The 21677-nt window shown below is 41.8% G+C and carries 15 protein-coding genes; 8 read left to right on the top strand and 7 right to left on the bottom strand.

Going from position 1 to position 21677, the window contains the following annotated elements; translation table 11 throughout:
• Positions 1-290: 290 nt before the first annotated feature.
• Positions 291-1433: a 3-phenylpropionate MFS transporter gene (locus A923_RS0118345; protein ID WP_017223155.1), complete on the top strand. Its 1143-nt coding sequence runs from the start codon at positions 291-293 to the stop codon at positions 1431-1433.
• 81 nt (positions 1434-1514) lie between these two features.
• On the opposite strand, the gene A923_RS0118340 is transcribed toward A923_RS0118345, so the two are convergent.
• Both A923_RS0118340 and A923_RS0118335 read right to left on the bottom strand, forming a co-directional pair.
• Complete coding sequence (locus A923_RS0118340; RefSeq protein WP_017223154.1) at positions 1515-3383, bottom strand: methyl-accepting chemotaxis protein; 1869 nt, start codon at positions 3381-3383, stop codon at positions 1515-1517.
• A 254-nt stretch (positions 3384-3637) separates the two neighbouring features.
• Positions 3638-4087 (bottom strand): protein-disulfide reductase DsbD domain-containing protein, encoded by a 450-nt coding sequence (locus A923_RS0118335; RefSeq protein ID WP_017223153.1) that lies wholly within the window; start codon positions 4085-4087, stop codon positions 3638-3640.
• Positions 4088-4299: 212 nt separating this feature from the next.
• Between A923_RS0118335 and A923_RS0118330 the strand changes: the two genes are divergently transcribed.
• On the top strand, positions 4300-4836 hold the full coding sequence (locus tag A923_RS0118330) for an FxsA family protein (RefSeq protein WP_017223152.1): 537 nt from the start codon (positions 4300-4302) through the stop codon (positions 4834-4836).
• 181 nt (positions 4837-5017) lie between these two features.
• The gene (gene cobA / locus A923_RS0118325; RefSeq protein ID WP_017223151.1) at positions 5018-5821 is read left to right on the top strand and encodes a uroporphyrinogen-III C-methyltransferase; all 804 of its coding nucleotides are present in this window, start codon (positions 5018-5020) and stop codon (positions 5819-5821) included.
• Positions 5822-5927: 106 nt separating this feature from the next.
• Here the strand turns inward: cobA and A923_RS0118320 are convergent, their stop codons facing one another.
• The gene (locus A923_RS0118320) at positions 5928-6542 is read right to left on the bottom strand and encodes a TetR/AcrR family transcriptional regulator (RefSeq protein ID WP_017223150.1); all 615 of its coding nucleotides are present in this window, start codon (positions 6540-6542) and stop codon (positions 5928-5930) included.
• 191 nt (positions 6543-6733) lie between these two features.
• Here A923_RS0118320 and A923_RS0118315 point away from each other — a divergent pair, with 191 nt between their 5' ends.
• Entirely contained in the window at positions 6734-7936 is a 1203-nt protein-coding gene (locus tag A923_RS0118315) for an efflux RND transporter periplasmic adaptor subunit (protein ID WP_017223149.1), read from the top strand.
• Entirely contained in the window at positions 7933-11055 is a 3123-nt protein-coding gene (locus A923_RS0118310) for an efflux RND transporter permease subunit (RefSeq protein WP_017223148.1), read from the top strand. The genes A923_RS0118315 and A923_RS0118310 overlap by 4 nt, the downstream gene beginning before the upstream one ends.
• A gap of 201 nt (positions 11056-11256) precedes the next feature.
• On the opposite strand, the gene aspA is transcribed toward A923_RS0118310, so the two are convergent.
• A complete protein-coding gene (gene aspA, locus A923_RS0118305; RefSeq protein WP_017223147.1) occupies positions 11257-12708 on the bottom strand; it encodes an aspartate ammonia-lyase in 1452 nt (483 codons plus the stop codon).
• 710 nt (positions 12709-13418) lie between these two features.
• Between aspA and A923_RS0118300 the strand changes: the two genes are divergently transcribed.
• Positions 13419-15491, top strand: a complete 2073-nt coding sequence (locus tag A923_RS0118300) for a methyl-accepting chemotaxis protein (protein WP_017223146.1) — start codon at positions 13419-13421, stop codon at positions 15489-15491.
• A 71-nt stretch (positions 15492-15562) separates the two neighbouring features.
• On the opposite strand, the gene A923_RS0118295 is transcribed toward A923_RS0118300, so the two are convergent.
• Entirely contained in the window at positions 15563-16936 is a 1374-nt protein-coding gene (locus A923_RS0118295; RefSeq protein WP_237716242.1) for an MATE family efflux transporter, read from the bottom strand.
• Between the two features lie 311 nt (positions 16937-17247).
• On the opposite strand from A923_RS0118295, the gene A923_RS0118290 reads away from it, so the two are divergent.
• The gene (locus tag A923_RS0118290) at positions 17248-17538 is read left to right on the top strand and encodes a co-chaperone GroES (RefSeq protein ID WP_017223144.1); all 291 of its coding nucleotides are present in this window, start codon (positions 17248-17250) and stop codon (positions 17536-17538) included.
• Positions 17539-17618: 80 nt separating this feature from the next.
• Entirely contained in the window at positions 17619-19256 is a 1638-nt protein-coding gene (gene groL, locus A923_RS0118285; RefSeq protein ID WP_017223143.1) for a chaperonin GroEL, read from the top strand.
• 418 nt (positions 19257-19674) lie between these two features.
• Here the strand turns inward: groL and A923_RS0118280 are convergent, their stop codons facing one another.
• Both A923_RS0118280 and zigA read right to left on the bottom strand, forming a co-directional pair.
• A complete protein-coding gene (locus A923_RS0118280) occupies positions 19675-20433 on the bottom strand; it encodes a DUF1826 domain-containing protein (RefSeq protein ID WP_017223142.1) in 759 nt (252 codons plus the stop codon).
• Positions 20430-21635 carry a zinc metallochaperone GTPase ZigA gene (gene zigA / locus A923_RS0118275; RefSeq protein WP_026006339.1) on the bottom strand — a complete coding sequence of 402 codons (1206 nt, stop codon included), beginning with the start codon at positions 21633-21635 and terminating at the stop codon, positions 20430-20432. Before zigA ends, A923_RS0118280 begins: the two co-directional genes overlap by 4 nt.
• Positions 21636-21677 lie beyond the last annotated feature (42 nt).

The following is a 21677-nucleotide window of genomic DNA, read 5'->3' as shown; positions in this document are numbered from 1 at the left end:
TCCTTAATAATATTAAATTCCTTGTCCACATCTGGATGTAAGCATCTTTTATCGAGAGTTATGTTTACATCTGCTGTGAATAAAAATGCCATGGCCGTCAATATCTAGCAATACGACTTTAGTATTAATAGTAGTTTTTTGTGATGGTTTTGCTTTAATACACGGTTTATTTTGATGAAACAGCGGCTAGATCGTCATAATATTTTATTGATAAATAGCGATTATCTATTACTAAGGGCGTAGAATGTCGCTCATTATTGGACTGATATTTCATTATTTAGGGATTAAATATGGGCTTTGCACTGCCATCATCAATATGGATGGGATTTTATTATGCTTTTTTCTTCGGGGTGTTTGGTATTCTGCTGCCGTTCTGGTCGCTATGGCTAAAAGGCGAAGGTATTTCTACAGAAATGATCGGCAGTATGCTGGCATTTGCATTGGTTGCTCGTTCTGCTGGCGCCTTATTATTGACCCGGAATTTAGTCTCTACAGCCTCGTTATTAACTCGCGTTCAACGCTTAAGCCTCACGGCCATGGTGGCTTTTAGTGGTTTTTATTTCCTCGATAATGTCTACGCGATCTTCTTATTAGTGATCTTAACCAATTTTATTTTTTCGCCTTTAATGGCTTTAGGCGAAGCCATTGGTGCCAAGTTAGTGCGCTACAATAATATGGACTATGGCAAAGTACGCTTGTGGGGCTCGATTGGTTTTATGCTATCGAGTGCATTAACGGGTTTTCTTGTCGAAAAATTTGATCATAAAATTATTCTGCTGTCGATTATCGTTGGTTTGGGGATCTTATTTTTTCTTACCATCACACCGGCTAAGAATATGCCTGAAGGTCAAAGCGCAGCGAGTAAACCCAGTTCTGGTATTTTGACGATATTAAAGCGTCCGGCATTCTGGCCATTTTTAGCGATTACGTCATTATTACAGGGCGCGCATGCGGCTTATTATGGTTTTGGTGCAGTGTACTGGCAAGATATCGGCATTAGTGAAACCTACATCGGTTATTTTTGGAGTGTCGGCGTTGTCGGTGAGATCTTCTTCTTGGCTTTTGGTAAACGCTTCTTTGGTAAAATAAGTATTGCCACGATGTTTGCCATCGCAGCAGCAGGTAGCGTGCTTCGTTGGACCACATTAGGTTACGCTGTTGATGTTGCACCAATTATGGTGTCACAGTTATTACACGGGGTGACGTTTGGCGTTGCACACATGGCATCAATGCGTTACATGTCTGAATGTGTCAGTGAAGAAGATGCGGTCGCGACACAGTCTATCTATGCGGCGCTGCCATTTAGTCTCGCTATCGCTATGCTGACCTTTGTATCGGGATTATTTTATCCAATCGTAAAAGAAGATATCTTTATTTACATGGCGATTGCTGTCCTTCCGGTATTGGTATTGGTCCGTAGTAAACATATCTAGGCTAGCTACGTAGTCATATAAGCCTCCGACAAGGAGGCTTATTTCAATAAACGAGTTCGGCTGTTTCTGCTGTGTTGCCTATTACACGATGAACTTACTTAGAATATTTTCTTGTTCTCGTACATTTTCGGTTTGAACCTTCATTGCTATATTCGCGTCATTTGCGCCTTCGGAAACTTGCACAGAAAAATCTTTAATTTTTAAAGTATTGGAATTAATTTCCTCTGCCACTAAGCTTTGTTCTTCTGCCGCTGAAGCTATTTGCATATTCATATCAGTGATGCACTGTATTGCATCTCGAATACGTTGCAGGGCATAGTTTGCTTCTAACGCTTTATTGACGGTACTTGCCGCACTTTCTTTACTTAACCCCATCGCTCTGACCACTGAGCTTGTACCAGACTGAAGTTGCTCAATCATAGTACGTATTTCCATAGTAGATTCTTGTGTTCTTTGCGCAAGGCTTCTAACTTCATCGGCAACGACAGCGAAACCACGGCCTTGCTCACCTGCACGTGCCGCTTCAATCGCAGCATTCAGTGCCAGTAGATTGGTTTGGTCTGCTATATCGTTAATCACTTGTAAAACTGTCGCGATACTACCAGTGGCATTTTCTAATGATTTAACTTCGGCGACAGCCTCATCGATACGACCTGAAAGTTCATTGATAGACTCGGTGGTATTATTCACAATCGAGGTGCCTTGTTGAGTCGCCTCATCAGCCTCTTGAGCTGCAGCAGCTGCGCCTTGGGCATTACCTGCCATATCCGTTGATGTTGCCGCCATTTCATTCATCGCGGTTGCTAACTGCTCAAGTTCTTCAAGCTGATTTTGCATGGCTATTGTCGCGCCTTCCGAACCTTGAGCTGTCGCTTCCGCATTCTGCAAAATTTCGCTGCCAATCAATTTAAGTTGGGTGATCTGACCTTGTAAGTTTTCTGTAAAAACATTAAACCCAGAAGCAAGGATAGCAAACTCTTTATCAACATCCGTTTTGAGACGTTGCGTTAAGTCGCCATCTCCAGATGCTACATCTTGAATCGAATCACTTAAGAAACCCAGTGGTCGCATCAATTTAGTAATCAATAGTAATAAAATAATAATACTTATAATCAGCGCGAAAACTGTAAATATTATCGATTCTGTGCGCATTTTTGCCACCGAAGCAAAGGCGATATCTCGGTCAAGAGCGACACCAATAAACCAATCTTGATTCGGTACTTTGACAAAATCAAAAACAAACTCGGCACCGTTTATATCAACAGATTGGGCTTCTTGTTTAATTTCAATATTTGCTTGATAAGAGGTAAACGCTTTACCATTTTTATCTTTATCTGGGTGAGCAATTGTTGCGCCATTACTATCGACAATAAATAGATAACCAGCATCAAATAGATTGACGTTATTGACCAGTTCTGCAAGCCCTACAAGACTAACATCAAAAAATAACGCGCCCATAAATTGACCATTTTTGTTAAGCGGGGTGGCGATAGAAATCAAAATGTCATTGGTTACAGAATCTGCATACGGCGCGGTGACAATAAGATCATTGGTTTTTTTTGCATCTTTATACCAAGGGCGTTGGCGTGAGTCCCACGACGGACCTGGATCCCAACTCGCACTGCCTGAAATTGCTTTGCCATTAGTATCTAACCCACCACCGACGAGTAGAAACGGCTTACTAAGGGCTGGTTGTGCTAATGCGCTCTTGATTGCAGCGGGTGACAAGTCTTGCTGAGCAATCTCGGTGACATAGCGCGCAATATCTTTACGGCCTTCCATTTCAGCGACTACGTTATTTTTAACACTTTGCATTATATCGTCAATGCTGTGTTCAATCGTACTCTCAAGTTCTGACTGAACAGTCATGACCTGCTTTACCGAGAGCAAGCTAACCGTCGTTATAATTAAAATGGAAGACGCAATAACAATTTTGTGGCTAAATTTCATATAATTCCCTTTTAAGTGCTCTCTTTACAGAACTATTTTTCAGATACTTGATATTAAATATGGTGTTTAAGATCTAATCTACGCTCAATTCACCGCATTTATCAAATTAATGTGGCGAGAATGAGAGCTGGGTTTCGATGTTTATTATTTTATCGACAACCCAGAAAAATCAACTCATATAGTGATGCGTAGACCTGCCGTAAAGGAGTAAGTCTTATTAGGTAATATTGAATTTAGTGACATTATTTACAGTATTATTGGCTAATAAATGTTTTTGTCATGGGTGGGTAGCATAACCCTGCCACTGCACAACCTTGATAGTGAATGATGACTTCACTTTTGGCTGCTAGCTCGGCAATGGGTACTGACAACTGTAACTCGTACTGAAAAATTTCCACATCGCCAAAATATTCATCATGATAATCTTTACCTGCAGGCAAGCCTTGGACCGTGTGTTCATTACCATTAATGCTAACACGCAGTTTGTTCTTATATAAATAATAACCGTCGCTAATTTGCCAGAACACATTGAGCTGTTGGCCTTGCTGTAATTGCGAAAATACAAAGGCTTCTTCGACAGGTAAGAATGCCGGCGGGCTTTGTTGTTTATTGGCAAATAGGCTAAAATTATTATTGGCGAATACGGGTATTGTGCTTTGCAGAGCGAGGCTACTGGCTAATAATAGGATCGATTTTAGATTCATTTTTTCCAACTTTATGCTGTTTTAGTTGTCTTAATTACACTGTCTGCCAGTTAGTATTATGGACTATCTATTAGGCGAGAGCTTGAAAATGGGGCTAATGCCCTTATGTTACTTTATATCATAACCGTTTTTTACGGATTTTGTAGATAAGTGCATGACAAGATTATTGCTTGTTATACTGTCTACCCCCAACTGAATTTTGAGAGGTTAATGTGTTAGGTCGTTTATTTTTCCTGTTTACTGCGATGACATTAATTGAAGTGTATGTACTAATGTCGATAGGCTCGTTATTAGGTGCAGAACTGACTATTGGTATTATTATTTTAACTGCGTTTGCTGGTTCGTATTTAGTACGTAGCCAAGGCGTACAGACGGTGCAAAAATTACAAGCACGTTTAGCAGCGGGTGAAGCACCGGGACAAGAGATTGTTGAAGGCATTATGCTACTTGTATGTGGTGTATTACTGGTTACCCCAGGTTTTGTGACTGATGCGTTAGGTTTGTTAGTCTTAACACCACACATTCGTGGCCGTTTAGCTAAAGCCATTATCGCCCAGTACAAAGATCGTATTATTCCGCAATCGACGTTTACGGGTAATGCGCAAGGTTTCAGCTATTCATCAACGCATTCTTCAAGCGAGTCATCACCATTTCAACAACCGCCAGCGGCAGATAGCCAGGCTAAAAATGACGGTGCTATCGAAGGTGATTTTGTTGAAGTAAACCGCGATGATAATAAGCTTAATTAATAATCGATAAACAAATACATACCAAAAGGCGCGGTCGAAAGATCGCGCCTTTTTTGATCTTGCTTCGCTTGGTATAACTTATACTACTCCGCTATTGGTAAGCCTTGCACAGCTATGGTATTTATTAGGTATATAAAAAGTGGCTAGTCGAGATGGCTGGCGTAGTAGCTAAGGATATAGAATGACTGGACAAACAAGACCAACAACAGAAAATGAGCTACAGGCCATAAGTCAGACAGGGAAAGTGATTTTGGTAGGCTCGGGTCCAGGTGATCCAGACTTACTCACCGTTAAAGCATTACGTCTATTACAACAAGCTGAAGTGGTTGTACACGACCGCTTGGTATCGGATGAAATCATCGCGTTAATCCATCCCGATGCAGAATGTTTTTTTGTCGGCAAGCAAGCGGGCTATCATTGTGTGCCACAAAGCGGGATTAACGATCTGTTGGTTAAGCTAGCCTTGCAAGGCAAACAAGTGATCCGTTTGAAAGGGGGAGATCCGTTTATCTTTGGCCGTGGTGGCGAAGAACTCGAAGCCTTATTACCGTTCAATATACCTTTTGAAGTGGTACCGGGTATCACGGCCGCGTCAGGCTGCGCTGCATACGCAGGGATCCCGCTGACTCATCGCGATTATACTCAAGGTGTGCAGTTTATTACCGGACATTTAAAAGATGATGCGCATCAGCTAGATTGGGCGTTACTCGGAAAATCCACCAATACCTTAGTGTTTTATATGGGCTTAACCCAAAGCAGTGGTATTGCGAGTAACCTTATCGAGCACGGTATGGATGCAGATATGCCGGTGGCGATAGTTGAGAAAGGCACGAGTAAACAGCAGCGTACATTACGCGGATCATTAAAAGATCTTGGTGATCTTGCCGCCCAAGCAGAAAGTCCGTCATTAATTATTATTGGTGGGGTAACGCAGTTGGCCAGCAAGTTAGATTGGTTTAGTGCCACGCTTAACAGTGGTGAATAGCGCCATATAAAAAGAAGGTAATAAACAGGGTTATGCTAAACCAACATCTGCAAGTTCAGTATAGCCCTGATGACTTTTGTGTTTACTAAAAGCTTAAGTTTAAATCCTAACCTAAACTTTGATATCCTCGCACAAACAGACGCACAGAACGTTGTAAATAATGATTAATTTCCTGCTCTGTTAACGACTCTCCAATATTAAACTCTAACCGTGTCCATTGCTCACCTTTAATCATAGCCAGGAGCTGAATTGCTGCTTCACGGCAGTCTTCGATATCCAGCTCGCCACGGCGATGATACTCGGCTAAACAACTAGCTAATTTATCGATAACAAATAGCGGGCCGGCTTCAAAAAACAATCGAGATAAATGCGGGTGGGCAACACACTCGGCTGCGCAAGTTCGATGTACGGCCATAGAGTCAGCTGATGTGATCATGGTAAAAAAGCCTTGTGCGAATAAGGTTAAAGTTGATTCAACAGGCCCTAGATTCTCAGGTAATAATTCGCTTACGCCCAATAATTCGCATTTATAACTGATGGCGGTAATAAATAACTCATCTTTATTACCGAAGTGGCTATAGACCGTTTGTTTAGATACACCGGCTAGTTTGGCGATGAGATCCATGCTGGTGGCTGCGTAACCATGCTGGGTAAATTGCACTGTTGCTGCATCAAGTATTTGATTTCTTTTCAATTCACTTTTTATTCTAGGTTTAATCATCTATTCACACCGCTAATAATTGCACATACATTTTTGTGACTAAATGTTGTATTTAAGTTAAATTTATTCAAAATAGACTGTACGGTCCAGTTTGGTTTTGCTATCTTCTTGGCTAGACTGTTGAGTCTAGTTTAGAAAAGGCCGAAACAAAAGCTTTGCGTGGGAAAGTGCGTAAAAAAGGGATATTGATTATGTTTAGAAAGAGTTACCTATCTGTACTGCATACAAAATCAGCACAATGGATAAGTATATTGCTATTTCCGCTCACACTGCAAGCGTGCGGTGATGTTGTTGCTGACGAAACGCAGCCTGCGTCACAGTATTTACAGGCCAGTAGTGAACATTTAACACTACAAGACAGTTACCAAGTCGAAAATAAATTTGTTGGTAAGGTGATTGCACAGCAAGATGCTAATTTAGGATTTGAATTTGCTGGCATTATTAAAACCCTGCATGTGATTGAAGGGCAGCAAGTGAAAAAAGGCCAATTGCTGGCCGAGCTTAATACCGAGTTACTCTTAATCGAACGTAACCAGCTCGAAGCACAACTGCAGCAAGCGGAAGCAGAATTTGATTTGATCCAAGCCAATCTATCGCGTTTAAATTCATTGAGTAAGCGTGGTTTTACCTCAGAACAAAATATCGATGAGTTGTCGTCGCAAAAACGTGTCATCGCAGCTAATATCCGCAGCACATCATCAGGGCTGGATGCAAGTCAGTATCGTATTGATAAATCAAAACTGTTAGCGCCGTTTGATGGCATTATCAGTAGTCGTAAAATTGCTCAAGGTGAAGTGGTTGCCGCGGGGTCTACAGCATTTAGATTGTTGCAAACTGGAGCTTCAGAAGTGACAGTTGGCGTGCCAGCTAGCTTTATTAAGCAGATTAAAGGTAAGGAACATCAGCTCGAGATCGCGGGTGCTAACTATCCAGCCACTTTATTAAGTATGGGTAATGAAGTGGATACGGTGACGCGAACCATTAGCCTGCGTTTTGCATTAGCGGATAATAGTCCAGTTTATAATGGTCAACTGGCCTACTTAGCGTTGTCTCAAGCATATCAACAACCGGGTTATTGGATCCCATTAAGTGCCATCACAGATGGGGTACGCGGAATGTGGAATATCTACACCTTAGATCAAGATATAGCGCAGCGGGATCTTGATGATCCTACCGCCCTAGCACCGGCATTGTTTCAATTAAAAAGCACTACGGTGACGGTATTACATGCCACCGCAACAGCGGCTTATGTACAAGGTGATTTGAAGAGTAATCAAGCTTATGTTAATGCCGGTATTCATCGCTTTGTGCCGGGACAACGCGTAACGCTTAGCCATCAGCAAGCGTTTGCTAATAAAGCGGCTGGCGACAGTGTGTCGGAGAATAAAATATGATCAAGGCGTTTACTGAAAATAATCGCCTGATGGCACTGCTGATTATTTTGTTAATCGTGGCGGGGCTGGGCGCATTATCAACGTTACCGCGCACCGAAGATCCACGGATCACTAATCGGATCGCCAGTGTGTTGACGTTATTGCCAGGTGCCAGTGCTGAACGAGTTGAAGCTTTAGTCACTGAAAAAATTGAGCAGAAGTTACGTAAACTCGCTGATATTAAACGTATAACCTCAACATCACGAGCGGGTATCTCCATTGTGCGACTCGAATTGCATGATAGCAACTATGATCCTGTGCCGGTTTGGTCTCGAGTACGAGATCTACTTAATGATGTCACTAATGAGCTGCCTCCATCAGCGGTAGCACCACGATTAGAAGATGACCGTGGTTACGCTTATACACAGTTGATCGCGGTAAAATGGCAGGGTGATAGCGCTGTCGATCTCACCACGTTAGGCCGTTATGGTAAAGAATTACAAAATCAATTAAAGGTAATATCTGGCACTGACATCGTCAGTTTATTTGGTCGTGGTGAAGAACAAATATTGGTGGAAATAGATAAACATTTAGCGGCGAATTTGTCATTGTCTACACAAGCTATTTCCAACATTATTTTAGCGGCCGATGCCAAAGTTTCTGCCGGTAATATCATTAATGATTATAATCAAATGCAGATCGAAGTTGCCGGATCGTTTGATTCTGTCGATAGGATCCGTCAGATCCCGTTGCTTAGTGACAGTAAAGGTGGCGTGGTTCGCTTAGGTGATATTGCTCAGATCAGAAAAACATTACAGTGGCCAGCACAAGAGATAGCCTTGGTTGATGGTCAATATGCTGTCGTCGTATCAACGCGTATGTTACCTAATTTACGTATTGATAAATGGAGCGCTGAGGTTGATAAAATCGTTGCTGGCTTCAATTTGCAATTACCGTCGTCATTAACCACTGAAGTGTTGTTTGATCAATCACAATATACCGAAGACAGACTGCAAGGGCTGGTGGAAAATATCTTAATTGGTTTCTCTATCATTGCAGTGGTGTTGTTAGTTACCTTAGGTTGGCGTGCGGCATTAATTGTTACCTTGTCTTTACCACTAACCGTGCTGTTTACCTTAACGGTGATGAAGTATTACGGTTTACCTATTCATCAAATGTCGGTAACGGGTTTAGTTGTCGCACTTGGTATTATGGTGGATAACGCGATTGTAATGGCTGATACCATTCAGAAGCGTCGCCAGCAGGGGTTAACGGCGAGTGTTGCGGTGCAAGGCGCGATTAAGCATTTATGGTTACCGTTATTAGGCTCAACGTTAACGACGATATTGGCCTTTATGCCGATAGTGATGATGCCGGGTCCATCGGGTGAGTTTGTCAGTGGTATTGCGTTAAGCGTTATCTTTGCCTTAATCGGTTCGTATCTGGTTTCGCATACGATTGTTGCCGGTCTATCTGGGCGTTTTCTGGTTGGGTCTTCGCAAAATGAAGTTAGGCAAAGTGGTTCGACACAAGGTCAATCAGTACCAGCTGCAACTTGGTATAATAACGGCATTGAATTAGCTGGGTTAGCCAAGTCTTTTCGCCAATCACTAGTATGGGTATTAGCGAGACCTAAACTCAGTATTGGTTTGGTGTTTATCTTACCGTTAAGTGGTTTTATATTAGCGAAGCATTTGGATGAACAGTTCTTTCCGGCATCAGATCGTGACATGTTTCATATCGAACTATTCATGCCAGTGCAAACCAGTATTATCGCCACTGAAGCTATGACCAAAACCATCAGTGATTTGTTGGCACAGCAGCAAGGGATCAGCAAAGTACGTTGGTTTATTGGTAATAATGCCCCGTCGTTTTATTATAACTTGATGCCGAATAAAGACGGTGCCCAGTATTATGCCCAAGCGATGGTCACGGGTGATAGCTTTCAGCGTGTCAACGAGCTGATCCCGTCATTGCAAATACTGCTTGATGATGCGATTCCACAAGCGCAGATATTGGTGCGTAAATTAGAACAGGGCCCTCCCTTTAGAGCGCCTATCGAGTTACGCCTCTTTGGTCCTAATTTAGATACTTTAAAAACCTTAGGAGATGAAGCCAGACGGATCTTAATCGGTACGCAAAATGTGATCCATACACGCGCTACCATCCAACCTGGATTACCAAAAATATGGCTGAAGATTAACGAAGATGTTAGTCAATTAGCCGGTTTAACCCTGACGGATGTAGCAACACAATTACAGTCGACGTTACATGGCACGGTGAATGGCTCGATTATCGAGGGTACTGAATCGGTGCCTGTTCGCGTACGTATTGCGAATGATGAGCGCAGTAGCTTGTCTGATCTTGCTAACATCAGTCTAAGTTCGCCGCAATCTCAAGGCAGTATTCCGCTGGTGGCATTAACTGAATTAGCGTTAATGCCGAGTCGTGGCGCTATCCCACATCGTGATGGTGTGCGGGTTAATACGGTTGAAGGTTACTTAGTTTCAGGGGTATTACCTTCGACAGTGTTGAGCGCGTTTTCAGCACGTTTAAGCAGTGAGAACTTTGTGTTACCGCCGGGTTATCGTATGGAGTTTGGTGGTGAATCTGCTAAACGTAATGATGCGGTAGGCAATCTGTTAGCCAGTGTTGGCGTGATCATGATGTTATTGATTATTATCGTGGTGCTGTCATTCAACTCATTCCGTTTGGGTGGGGTGATCGTATTATCTGCGATCCAATCGGTAGGTTTAGGACTACTCAGTGTTTACGTGTTTAATTACCCGTTTGGCTTTACCGTTATTATTGGTTTGCTCGGCCTAATGGGGCTTGCGATCAATGCGGCGATTGTGATTTTAGCAGAATTAAAATCAGATCCAAAAGCAGTTGCCGGTGATACCGATGCGATTATCAATGCCATCACTAGTTGTACAAGACACATTACCTCGACGACGATCACAACAGTGGGTGGCTTCTTACCGCTTATCTTAGCGGGTGGTGGTTTCTGGCCGCCATTTGCCATTGCTATCGCGGGTGGTACGGTATTAACGACGTTATTATCGTTTTACTTTGTACCGGCAATATTCGTGTTGATGAGTCGTAAAAGACCCTTTGAAGTGACCGCTGTCGCTGCTTAATTGTGAATAGCGATAAAGTGTCACAAAGCATTGGACAGGCTGTTGCAAGGTTTGTAAGCAATCGCTATAAAAATTAATTGTGTGATAAAAAATCCCCTTTACTGGTTATGACTGTAACGGGGATTTTTGTTTAAACAGTTACTTTTTAGTAACGTGCTTTAATACTAGCGCGAGTAAATAGCGTTATGAAGTCGGTTTTAATTAAACCGCTTTAGAAAAACGTTGCGCTGTATATTTTGGATTCATTAAGTTTTCGATAGAGAATATCTCATCTAATTCCGCTTCAGACAGTAAACCTCGCGCCAATACCACTTCACGTACGCTCTTACCTGTTTCAGCACAGATACGACCGATAGTATCGCCTTCATGATGACCAATGAATGGGTTTAAATAAGTGATAATACCAATTGAATTTAACACGAAGTCTAGGCATACCTTGCGGTTAGCGGTAATGCCTTTCACACATTTATCTTGTAGCGTGAAGCAGGCATTTTCTAATAACGACAATGATTCAAACAGGCATTGGCCAATCACAGGTTCCATTACGTTTAATTGTAATTGACCCGCTTCAGCAGCCATCGTGATGGTTAAATCGTTACCACATACTTTAAACGCCACTTGGTTAACTACTTCAGGGATAACTGGGTTTACTTTGGCTGGCATGATTGATGAACCGGCCTGCATTTCTGGTAAGTTAATTTCATTCAAGCCGGTGCGTGGACCAGAAGAAAGTAGGCGTAAATCGTTACAGATCTTAGATAGTTTTACCGCTAAACGTTTTAATCCGCTCGACAACATCACATAAGCGCCACAGTCAGACGTTGCTTCTACTAAATCTTCTGCAGGTACAAATGCATGACCGGTAATTTCAGCTAGTTTTTCAATCGCGAGTGCTGAATAGCCCACTGGCGAGTTTAAACCGGTACCGATTGCTGTTGCGCCGAGGTTGATTTCAAGCAGTAATTCTTGGCAACGCTTGATGCTCTTGATTTCTTCTCTTAAGGTAATACCAAACGCACGGAACTCTTGACCTAATGTCATCGGTACCGCGTCTTGTAACTGCGTACGCCCCATTTTTAATACGTCATTAAATTCAGCTGACTTGGTTAAGAACGTTTCGCTTAATGACGTTAGCGCGATTAATACAGCGTTAGATCGTTCAAACAAAGCCACGCGGAAACCAGTCGGGTAAGCATCATTGGTGCTCTGACTTTTATTCACATGATCATTAGGGTTAATGTGGCTGTAAGCGCCTTTGGTATGACCCATTTGCTCTAAGGCGATATTGGCTAATACTTCATTAGTATTCATGTTTACCGATGTGCCAGCACCACCTTGGAACGCATCAACTGGGAACTGGTCATAAAAATGCTCGGTGGCGAGTAGGGTGTCACAAGCCTTCACAATCGCTTCGCTAATATGTTCTGGAATAGTACCTAAGATACCGTTGGCTAATGCTGCCGCTTTTTTGGTTTTAACCATGCCGCGTACAAATTCAGGACAGTCACCGATTTTCTCATTACTGATGTGGAAATTTTCCATCGCTCTTAAGGTATGAATACCGTAATAAGCGTGTGCTGGTATTTCTTTAACACCTAATAAGTCAGTTTCTAAACGGGTTTCTTGAGTAAAATCGGTTGCTAATACAGTCATCAGTACACTCTGCTATTTGATCGAAACGTAGGGGGAATACAACATTTATGTGCGGATAATACGTGGTATTTTTGGCAATAAAACGGCTTTAGATCACCTTTCTAAATAAAGTTTTAAGAATGCTAAATATATTTTATTTTTGCCTAGGAAACAGCAAGCTTGGTGGATTATTAGTGCATATTCGACCTGTAAATTTGGTCTTTAGGGGAGGATCCATTAACACTGGTGAATTAGCTGAATATGTAGACTGCTAGGCAGGCTTTTTACTCGGTAATTGATTGCTTAATAGAGCGTTTAATTCAGACACCGTTCGATGTGTAATTATTGGCGATAATGTATAGCGATTAGAGCAACATGAGTCGTTAATTGGTAAATAGGGCACAAGGATTGAATATGTTAGTGGCGTAATTTAATTGTTAAATATGGATTATCTTATTAATCTGAATTTATTTTAAGTTGCTGATTTAAATAAGTTATGTGTTTGTCTGATGGTTTTAGAAGACTGGTTTATTTGATGTGGCTATTTTCAGTGTGTGTAAATTGAACAGATTTTGAGCGAGTAATGTTCTACATCAATATTTGCGAGCGACTTCAAATAAAAGCATTATGCCAAGATTGTTTTTATGTTAATTTCCTCTTGACAGTAATTTACACTCGCTTACGGTTGTTTACGCTGAAGTGGCGCTAGTTTTTGGAGAAATGAAACCCTAATGAAAATGACTATTAAGATTAAATTAATCGCAACCGTGTGTGTTGCATTACTGGCTGTGAGCAGCTTCTTTATTATCAGTATGCTGAATATTGAAAAGTCAGTACTTGCAGAAGAAAAGCATAATGTCAGTACTCAAGTTGAGAATGTAATAAAAAATAATTTGCTGGGACAAGTTGATACCATCACGTTATCACTTGCTAACCTCTATGAGCAGTCTAAAGTTGAAAATATAAAAGCAGAGTTACTCACTGAGAGCGCTACGTTTAAGCAAACCATCAATAAGATGTATGAAGCGAGTGATTCGCCTGAAGCTGCAAAGTTGAATATTTTTGCTTTCATCAATAATTACCAATGGGGTCATGGTCGTTATATCTTTGCCTATGATGCCGATACCGTCGCGTATGTAGCACATGGTTCAAACCCTAACGTTATTGGCCGTAATAGCTATGACGCGACCGATAAAAAAGGTATTTTCTACGCCCGAAATATTGTCTCATCGGCCAAGAAACAGGCATTCGGTATTAGCCGTTACACTTTTTCTAATCCCGCAACCCAAAAGATGGAAGACAAACTGTCGGTATCATTTTACTTTAAACCGTTAAATATTGTTGTCGCTACTGGTGAATATATCAGTACTTTAAAGCAAGGCAAGATTGATACAGCGCTGAAAAATATTGTTGCAGCTAAGTATGGTAAAAACGGCTATTTTTGGATCCAAGATTCGAGAGGTAAAATCCTTGCGCATACTAACAGCGCGCTAGTCGGTCAAACTGTGAAAAATACGCGAGATACAGTAGTCGCTCTAGCGAGTAAGAACGATGCATTTTTGCTGACCCCTTTCGTGAATCCAGCGACTAATAAAACTGAAAACAAGATCTCTTATGTACGAAAAATTATGCCAGAGTGGAACTGGATTATTGGTACTGGTGCTTACGAAAGTGATGTTACTTCGATCCAAGAAAGCTTAACCGATGCAACTGAAGCGATCTTTGCTACCGAGGTATCTAATAGTCTCGGCTTTGCAGCCGTATTATTTGTGCTGTCGGTGTTGGCATCTATTTGGGTGGTGAACAAGATAGTTAAAGAGTTAGTCGTGTTGAAAACACGTATCGATACACTGTCTACTGGCGAAGCCGATTTAACTTCGCGCCTTGTCATAATCTCTGAAGACGAAGTGGCTGATATTAGCCATTCGGTAAATACCTTTATCGGTTATCTGCAATCTATGATGTTGGAAATTTCACAGGCTTCGGGGCATATTACCGACGGTATTCAGCAGATTCATACACAATCAGAGCGTAATAGTTTGGCGCTAAACAACCATACTGCAGAAACCGAACTTGCGGTTACTGCCATTACAGAAATGAGCACAACGGCGGATATTGTGGCGCAAAATGCGGTACAGACAGCAGCGAATACTCAGAGTGCGACAGATGAGGGTATGGCCTCTAAGATAACCGTAACAGAAGCATCGAACAGTGTTATGGCTTTGGTTACTGAGATGGAAACGGCGTCAGATAGTATTCACACCATGAATAATAATACGCAGCAGATCGCTACCGTATTAGAAGTTATCGGTGGCATTGCTGATCAAACCAATTTGCTTGCGCTTAATGCGGCTATTGAAGCGGCTCGCGCTGGCGAACAAGGACGTGGTTTTGCGGTTGTGGCGGATGAAGTTCGCTCCCTTGCTGCGCGTACGCAGGACAGTACCGCTCAAATTAGTGAGATGCTGACGACACTGCGTCGTGATGCCACTACTGCTGTAGATGTGATGGATGGGACAAAGCAGAGTTGTGAGCAGGTTGCAGACAATGCCTCGAGAGTTGCAGAGAGCTTAGATATTATGACCGAATCAATTGTGGTTATTAATGATCTGAGTGTGCAAATTGCGACAGCATCAGAAGAACAAAGCTCAGTCACCGAAGAGATCTCTCGCAACATGCATACCATTCAGGGGATGGTGCAGGAGTTGACGGAAAACGGGCAGGAAACGACAGCAAGTACCCAAAACTTGGCTTCGGCAAATGAACAGTTGGCTGCACTGGTCAATAAATTCAAGCTGTCTTAATCGTTAATTTAGCCCTCTTTCGTGGAGGGCAATTTAGTTAATTGTGCTTGAGTCGTCATGCCGAGAGAGGATTATGTATCAGCTGTCGGTACTACCCCAAGTTGTAATTCATGACGCAGTTCTAGCTGTAATCGCTGGGCATAATACAAGGCTAACAAACCGACTAATACGTTGGCGCTGGCGATACCAAAGAAGATACCTTTCTCACCATAATAATGACCACCGATACTCGATAGGCTAATGATTAACAGTGAACGCAGCACGCTAAGCGTCAATGCTGACATTGGTCGGTTAAAGCCGTTTAAGCTCGACGCCACCGCCATCATAATACCTTGCATCGCAAACGATGCTGGGATGATATAAAGGTAGAGCGATAGATGACCGATCACTGCCACATCATCACTGAACAAAGCCGCGATATACGGCGCGGTTAAGGCAATAAACAGGTAAATAACCAGTTGTGAGATTAATGCATAACGGATCGCGAGCTTGATCGCGGTTAAACAACGTTGTGGGTTATTGGCTGATGAATTTTGCGCGATAAAAGGCGAAAGCATAGAGCTCACCGCGATCATACCGATTAATAAAATCGCTTCCATGCGAGTACCGGCACCGTAAGCAGCAACAGCTGTCGTGCTAAATGCCGCAAGCTGCCACATGACGAAAGCATTGTTGACTGGACTCAGCATATTCGTTAAAGACGCTGGCATACCAATCGCAGCAATCTTACGCCAATTTTTAAGCATGTTAGCTAGATTTGGTCTGGTTAATAACAACAGTTGTTCACGATAGCGCAATAGGTATATCGCCACCGCAAAGGTAATTAACCACGACAGACCAGAGGCAATTGCAGCACCTTTAACGTCGAGTTCAGGAAACGGACCAAGTCCAAAGATTAATAACGGATCGAGCAGACCATTCATGAAACCAGCGATGATCATGACTCTGCTGGGGGTCTTGGTATCACCGGTAGCTCGGATGGCGGCATTACCCACCATCGGGATGACTAAAAAGGGAATCGCGACATACCAATAAAACATATAATCTTGGATGTAGACCATCAAGGTATCACTGGCACCAAGTAGTCTGAATAATGGCTGTATACTGTTAATGCCAATGGCGGCAACGATGAGTACCGTAGTCAGTGCTAACAATAGACCGTCGGAAGTTAACCGCGCGGCGTCTTGGTGCTGACCTTGACCTAATAAACGCGCTAAACAAGCAGATAAACCCGTGCCTAACCCCATGGCTAATGCCGAGACAAAAAAGGTCACCGGGAAGGTAAAGCTGATCGCGGCTAATGCCTGCGTACCCAGCAAGCTGACAAAATAAGTATCCACTAAGCTAAAGCCAAGCACGGCTAATAAACCGTAACCCATAGGCACGGCCATCTTTGTCATTACCTGAGAAACGGGAGCGGAGAGCAGGCCGTGTTTATCTTTCAATGCTACCTACCTAAAATACCTAAAATGCGTTTGGTCTTTTGTTTTTGCTAAATCTAGCGAAAATTTTATCGGGCTATTTTACGCTTTTCTTCGTCAACCAACAGCTTTGTGTTGCACTTTTACCAGACATTTACACTTCTATATGTGGATACAATCTAAAAACTGCTATTTAAGGTACGAATTTAGTAACTATTTTTAGCTTTTCCCTTGAGTTGGAAAGCAGTTGCCCCGATATATTATGCCATAGTCATGGTATTGGTAAATAACCGGCCATTGATATTCGCAACATGTATTCTTTAGGAGATCTTCAAATGACAATTCGTCCACTACACGATCGTGTGATCGTTCGTCGCCAAGAACAAGAAACTAAATCAGCAGGCGGTATCGTGCTTACTGGTGCATCAGCATCATTATCTACTCGCGGTGAAGTTATTGCTGTTGGTAACGGTCGTTTAATTGATAGCGGTGAAGTACGTCCTTTAGCAGTTAGCGTTGGCGATACAGTTATTTTTAATGAAGGTTATGGCGTTAAAGCTGAAAAGATTGATGGTAAAGAAGTTTTAATCATGAGCGAAGCCGATATTTTAGCTATCGTTGAATAAATCTTAGTATTTATTTTTGATAGACCTAAACCCATAAATTAATAGATCGATATTAACAGATTTTAAAAGGATTATTTAAGATGGCTAAAGACGTAAAATTCGGCTTAGACGCACGTGATAAAATGCTTAACGGCGTAAACATCCTAGCGAACGCAGTAAAAGTAACATTGGGTCCTAAAGGCCGTAACGTTGTTATCGATAAAAGCTTTGGCGCACCACTTATTACTAAAGATGGTGTGACTGTTGCTAAAGAAATCGAACTAGCAGACAAATTCGAAAACATGGGCGCACAAATGCTGAAGGAAGTTGCTTCTCAAGCAAATGACGCAGCTGGTGACGGTACAACAACTGCAACAGTACTTGCACAAGCAATTGTGAACGAAGGCCTGAAAGCGGTTGCTGCTGGCATGAACCCGATGGATCTGAAACGCGGTATTGACCAAGCGGTTAAAGCAGCAGTTGCAGAACTAAAAGAATTATCTGTACCTTGTTCAGATACCAAAGCGGTTGAGCAAGTTGGTACTATTTCAGCAAACTCTGATGCAAGCGTGGGTAAAATCATTGCTGAAGCAATGGATCGTGTTGGTAAAGAAGGTGTTATTACGGTTGAAGATGGCCAAGCACTTGAAGACGAACTAGACGTTGTTGAAGGTATGCAGTTCGACCGTGGTTACCTATCTCCTTACTTCGTAACAAACCAAGAAACGGGTAGCGTTGAATTAGAATCACCATTTATCTTATTAGTAGATAAAAAAGTGTCTAGTATCCGTGAATTACTGCCTGTTCTTGAAGGTGTTGCTAAAGCATCTAAGCCACTACTTATCATTGCTGAAGACCTTGAAGGCGAAGCATTGGCGACATTAGTAGTGAATAACATGCGTGGTATCGTTAAAGTTGCTGCTGTTAAAGCACCTGGTTTCGGTGACCGTCGTAAAGCGATGTTACAAGATATCGCGGTACTAACTGCGGGTACAGTTATCTCTGAAGAGATTGGCATGGAACTAGAAAAAGCAACTGTTGCTGAACTAGGCCAAGCTAAACGTATCATCATCACTAAAGATGAAACGACTATTATCGACGGTATCGGTGACGATGCGACTATCAAAGGTCGTGTAGCGCAAATCCGTAAGCAAATTGAAGATTCATCTTCAGACTACGATAAAGAAAAACTACAAGAACGTGTTGCTAAACTTTCTGGTGGTGTTGCGGTAATTAAAGTTGGCGCAGCAACTGAAATCGAAATGAAAGAGAAAAAAGCCCGCGTTGACGATGCTCTACACGCAACACGTGCTGCTGTTGAAGAAGGCGTTGTTGCTGGTGGTGGTGTTGCACTTGTTCGTGCTGCTGCAGCAATCAAAGGTCTTGAAGGCGCAAACCAAGATCAAACAGTTGGTATTAACGTTGCACTAAGAGCAATGGAAGCACCATTACGTCAAATCGTGCAAAATGCCGGTGATGAAGCATCTGTTGTTGCTAACAATGTACGTGCAGGCGAAGGTAGCTACGGTTACAACGCTGGTACTGGCGAATACGGCGACATGATTGCTATGGGTATTCTTGACCCAACTAAAGTAACACGTTCTGCACTACAATTTGCAGCATCTGTTGCGGGTCTTATGATCACGACTGAAGCAATGATCACTGACGCTCCAGTTGAAGGCGGCGCATCAGCTATGCCTGATATGAGCGGTATGGGTGGAATGGGCGGCATGATGTAAATTAAATTTTACGTCTTAACTTAGGTTAAACTTTGATTTAATTAACATTTAAAGTTTACCGTAAAACCTTCGAAGCATACTATGTATATTTTATGTTTTGAGGGTTTTTTTATGTCTACTGAATAGTCAAAAAACTGCGTAATTATATAAAAACCATATCTAATGATACTAGCCTCTTAGAACCCTTTCTAAAGCTGATTAATAAGCAGTATAAAGAGAAGCCTATAACCTTACTTGATGGGCTTTCAGTTTATAGACAGAGCAATACCAACAACTATTCATATCGAATTAATAATCCATTATGGAACATCTCTAGAAATTGAAGCCGTTAATCCCGACATGCGATATTGAAATGACCCCCAATAGTTGGACGACCAATTACTGGGGGTCATTTCATTGATAGAAGCCGACTTTATTTTTAATCACTAATAAAGTCGAGTGTTAGAAACAATCTACGTTCGCCTTGAGAAGTCTCAGGTGAACGATGAACAAGGCCTGCCCCTTCATTTTCATTCCAATTCTCGCCTTTAAGCAATGCAATATCACCTTGTGTTAGTTGATTTATATCTGCGATATCTCGTATTAGACCTGATTTCTCATCGGTTTCTTCTTGGTATTCTGCGCCTAGTTTCGTGCGATCAATGACACTATTATTAAGCCATTGTGTGCCGATCCCTTTGTATGTTGTCACTAAACGGCAAGGTATACGGTCAACATGAAAACGGGGACACATAGCTCGGTCGAGTATTGTTAATCTTAATCCAGCTTGTTTTAGGCCAAACAGGCAACAAAACATATCAACTACTAAGGTGATATCATTAATTAACGTTGTTATATCGTCTGATTTTTCAAATTTTTCACTCAATACTTTAAAACAATCTTCTGGCGTTACAATCAATAATAACGTTAATGTTGGCTTATGTTCTAACAACTGGTTAACCGCAATAGTTAATTTATTGTCAAGGTTACGCTGCCAAATCGCAATGTTTGTATCATCTCGATATATATCAGTTAATACGGTAGGGGAAATGCCTTCAACTAAGCCCGGTGAATGAAAGCTGGGACCATCCTTGTTAATGTGGCTTTGTGTATTAGCCTTGATGTTATTGTTATTGTTATTGTTATTGTTATTGTTATTGTTATTGTTATTGTTATTGTTAATGCTTAAGGTGCTCATTCGTGTTCCTCCCATTGAGGAAAAGGGTCATTTAATGTTGCCCAGAAATGCTTACCTTTTAGTAATTCTTCCTCAGTTAATAGGCATTCATCCAGCGCGTTTGTCATTCTTTTTTGATCTAAATTTTGGCCGATAAATACGAGTTCTTGACGCATATCACCAAAGGGCTCAACCCACTGTTTTTGTATATCATCGAGAGATTCTTGATCTGTAGGCCAGTCTTTTTCTGGGATTGATTTCCAAAACATACCTGCAAAACCATAATGTGCTATTCCGCCGGCTTGGCTCCATTGGCCGCAAAATTGCGGACGAGAAGCTAACCAAAAGTAACCTTTGGAACGAATAAGTTTGCCAAATTGTTCTGTGTTGTGCAGAAATTGATAAAACTTTTCAGGATTAAATGGTTTTCGTGCAACATAGTTAAAACTGCCAATACCATATTCTTCTGTTTCAGGTATTTTTTCACCACGTATTTCTTTGAGCCAACCTGGCGCTGCTTTTGCTTGTTCAAAATCAAACAAACCCGTGTTTAGTACGTCATCGATATCAACTTTCCCCAAAGATATGGGAATAACCTTAGCGCGTGTATTAAGCACTTTAAGGATGGCACGAAGTCTTTCTATATCACCTGGTTTGGCTAAATCTGTTTTGCTAATAAGAAGAACATCTGCAAATTCGACTTGATCAACCAATAAATCTGTTACGCTTCGCTCATCTTCATCGCTAAGATATTCACCTGCCTCACGTAGATATTTTGCTTCATCATAATCTTTTAAAAAATTAACAGCATCTACTACAGTCACCATGGTATCTAACGTCGCTGCGTCTGATAACGAAATGCCATTTTCATCGGCAAAAGTAAACGTTTCAGCGACGGGGAGTGGCTCCGAAATGCCTGTTGATTCTATTACGAGGTAATCAAATCGACCGTCTTTGGCTAATTTATCAACTTCTAATAGAAGATCTTCACGTAGTGTGCAACATATACAGCCGTTGCTCATTTCCACAAGCTTTTCGTCACTACGGTTGAGTGATACTTCACTTTTTACAAAGGCTGCATCAATGTTTATCTCACTCATGTCATTAACAATGACAGCAACCTTTTTTCCTTCGCGGTTATGAAGAATATGGTTGAGTACTGTTGTTTTTCCTGCTCCAAGAAATCCAGAGAGTACAGTGACAGGTAACTTTTGTTTAGCCATGATTATATCTACGTTTTAATAATTAATTGTTATGTTATAACA

Origin of the sequence: Moritella dasanensis ArB 0140, assembly GCF_000276805.1 — a bacterium.
Taxonomy (GTDB): Bacteria; Pseudomonadota; Gammaproteobacteria; order Enterobacterales; family Moritellaceae; genus Moritella; species Moritella dasanensis.
Note: the sequence above shows the minus strand (reverse complement) of the source record. Positions and strands in the feature narration are given on the sequence as shown.

Excerpts from the sequence above, each read along its gene's own strand:
- A923_RS0118345 (WP_017223155.1), top strand. The coding sequence starts at position 291 with ATGGGCTTTGCACTGCCATCATCAATATGGATGGGATTTTATTATGCT.
- A923_RS0118340 (WP_017223154.1), bottom strand. The coding sequence starts at position 3,383 with ATGAAATTTAGCCACAAAATTGTTATTGCGTCTTCCATTTTAATTATA.
- A923_RS0118335 (WP_017223153.1), bottom strand. The coding sequence starts at position 4,087 with ATGAATCTAAAATCGATCCTATTATTAGCCAGTAGCCTCGCTCTGCAA.
- cobA (WP_017223151.1), top strand. The coding sequence starts at position 5,018 with ATGACTGGACAAACAAGACCAACAACAGAAAATGAGCTACAGGCCATA.
- A923_RS0118320 (WP_017223150.1), bottom strand. The coding sequence starts at position 6,542 with ATGATTAAACCTAGAATAAAAAGTGAATTGAAAAGAAATCAAATACTT.
- A923_RS0118315 (WP_017223149.1), top strand. The coding sequence starts at position 6,734 with ATGTTTAGAAAGAGTTACCTATCTGTACTGCATACAAAATCAGCACAA.
- A923_RS0118310 (WP_017223148.1), top strand. The coding sequence starts at position 7,933 with ATGATCAAGGCGTTTACTGAAAATAATCGCCTGATGGCACTGCTGATT.
- aspA (WP_017223147.1), bottom strand. The coding sequence starts at position 12,708 with ATGACTGTATTAGCAACCGATTTTACTCAAGAAACCCGTTTAGAAACT.
- A923_RS0118300 (WP_017223146.1), top strand. The coding sequence starts at position 13,419 with ATGAAAATGACTATTAAGATTAAATTAATCGCAACCGTGTGTGTTGCA.
- A923_RS0118290 (WP_017223144.1), top strand. The coding sequence starts at position 17,248 with ATGACAATTCGTCCACTACACGATCGTGTGATCGTTCGTCGCCAAGAA.
- groL (WP_017223143.1), top strand. The coding sequence starts at position 17,619 with ATGGCTAAAGACGTAAAATTCGGCTTAGACGCACGTGATAAAATGCTT.
- A923_RS0118280 (WP_017223142.1), bottom strand. The coding sequence starts at position 20,433 with ATGAGCACCTTAAGCATTAACAATAACAATAACAATAACAATAACAAT.
- zigA (WP_026006339.1), bottom strand. The coding sequence starts at position 21,635 with ATGGCTAAACAAAAGTTACCTGTCACTGTACTCTCTGGATTTCTTGGA.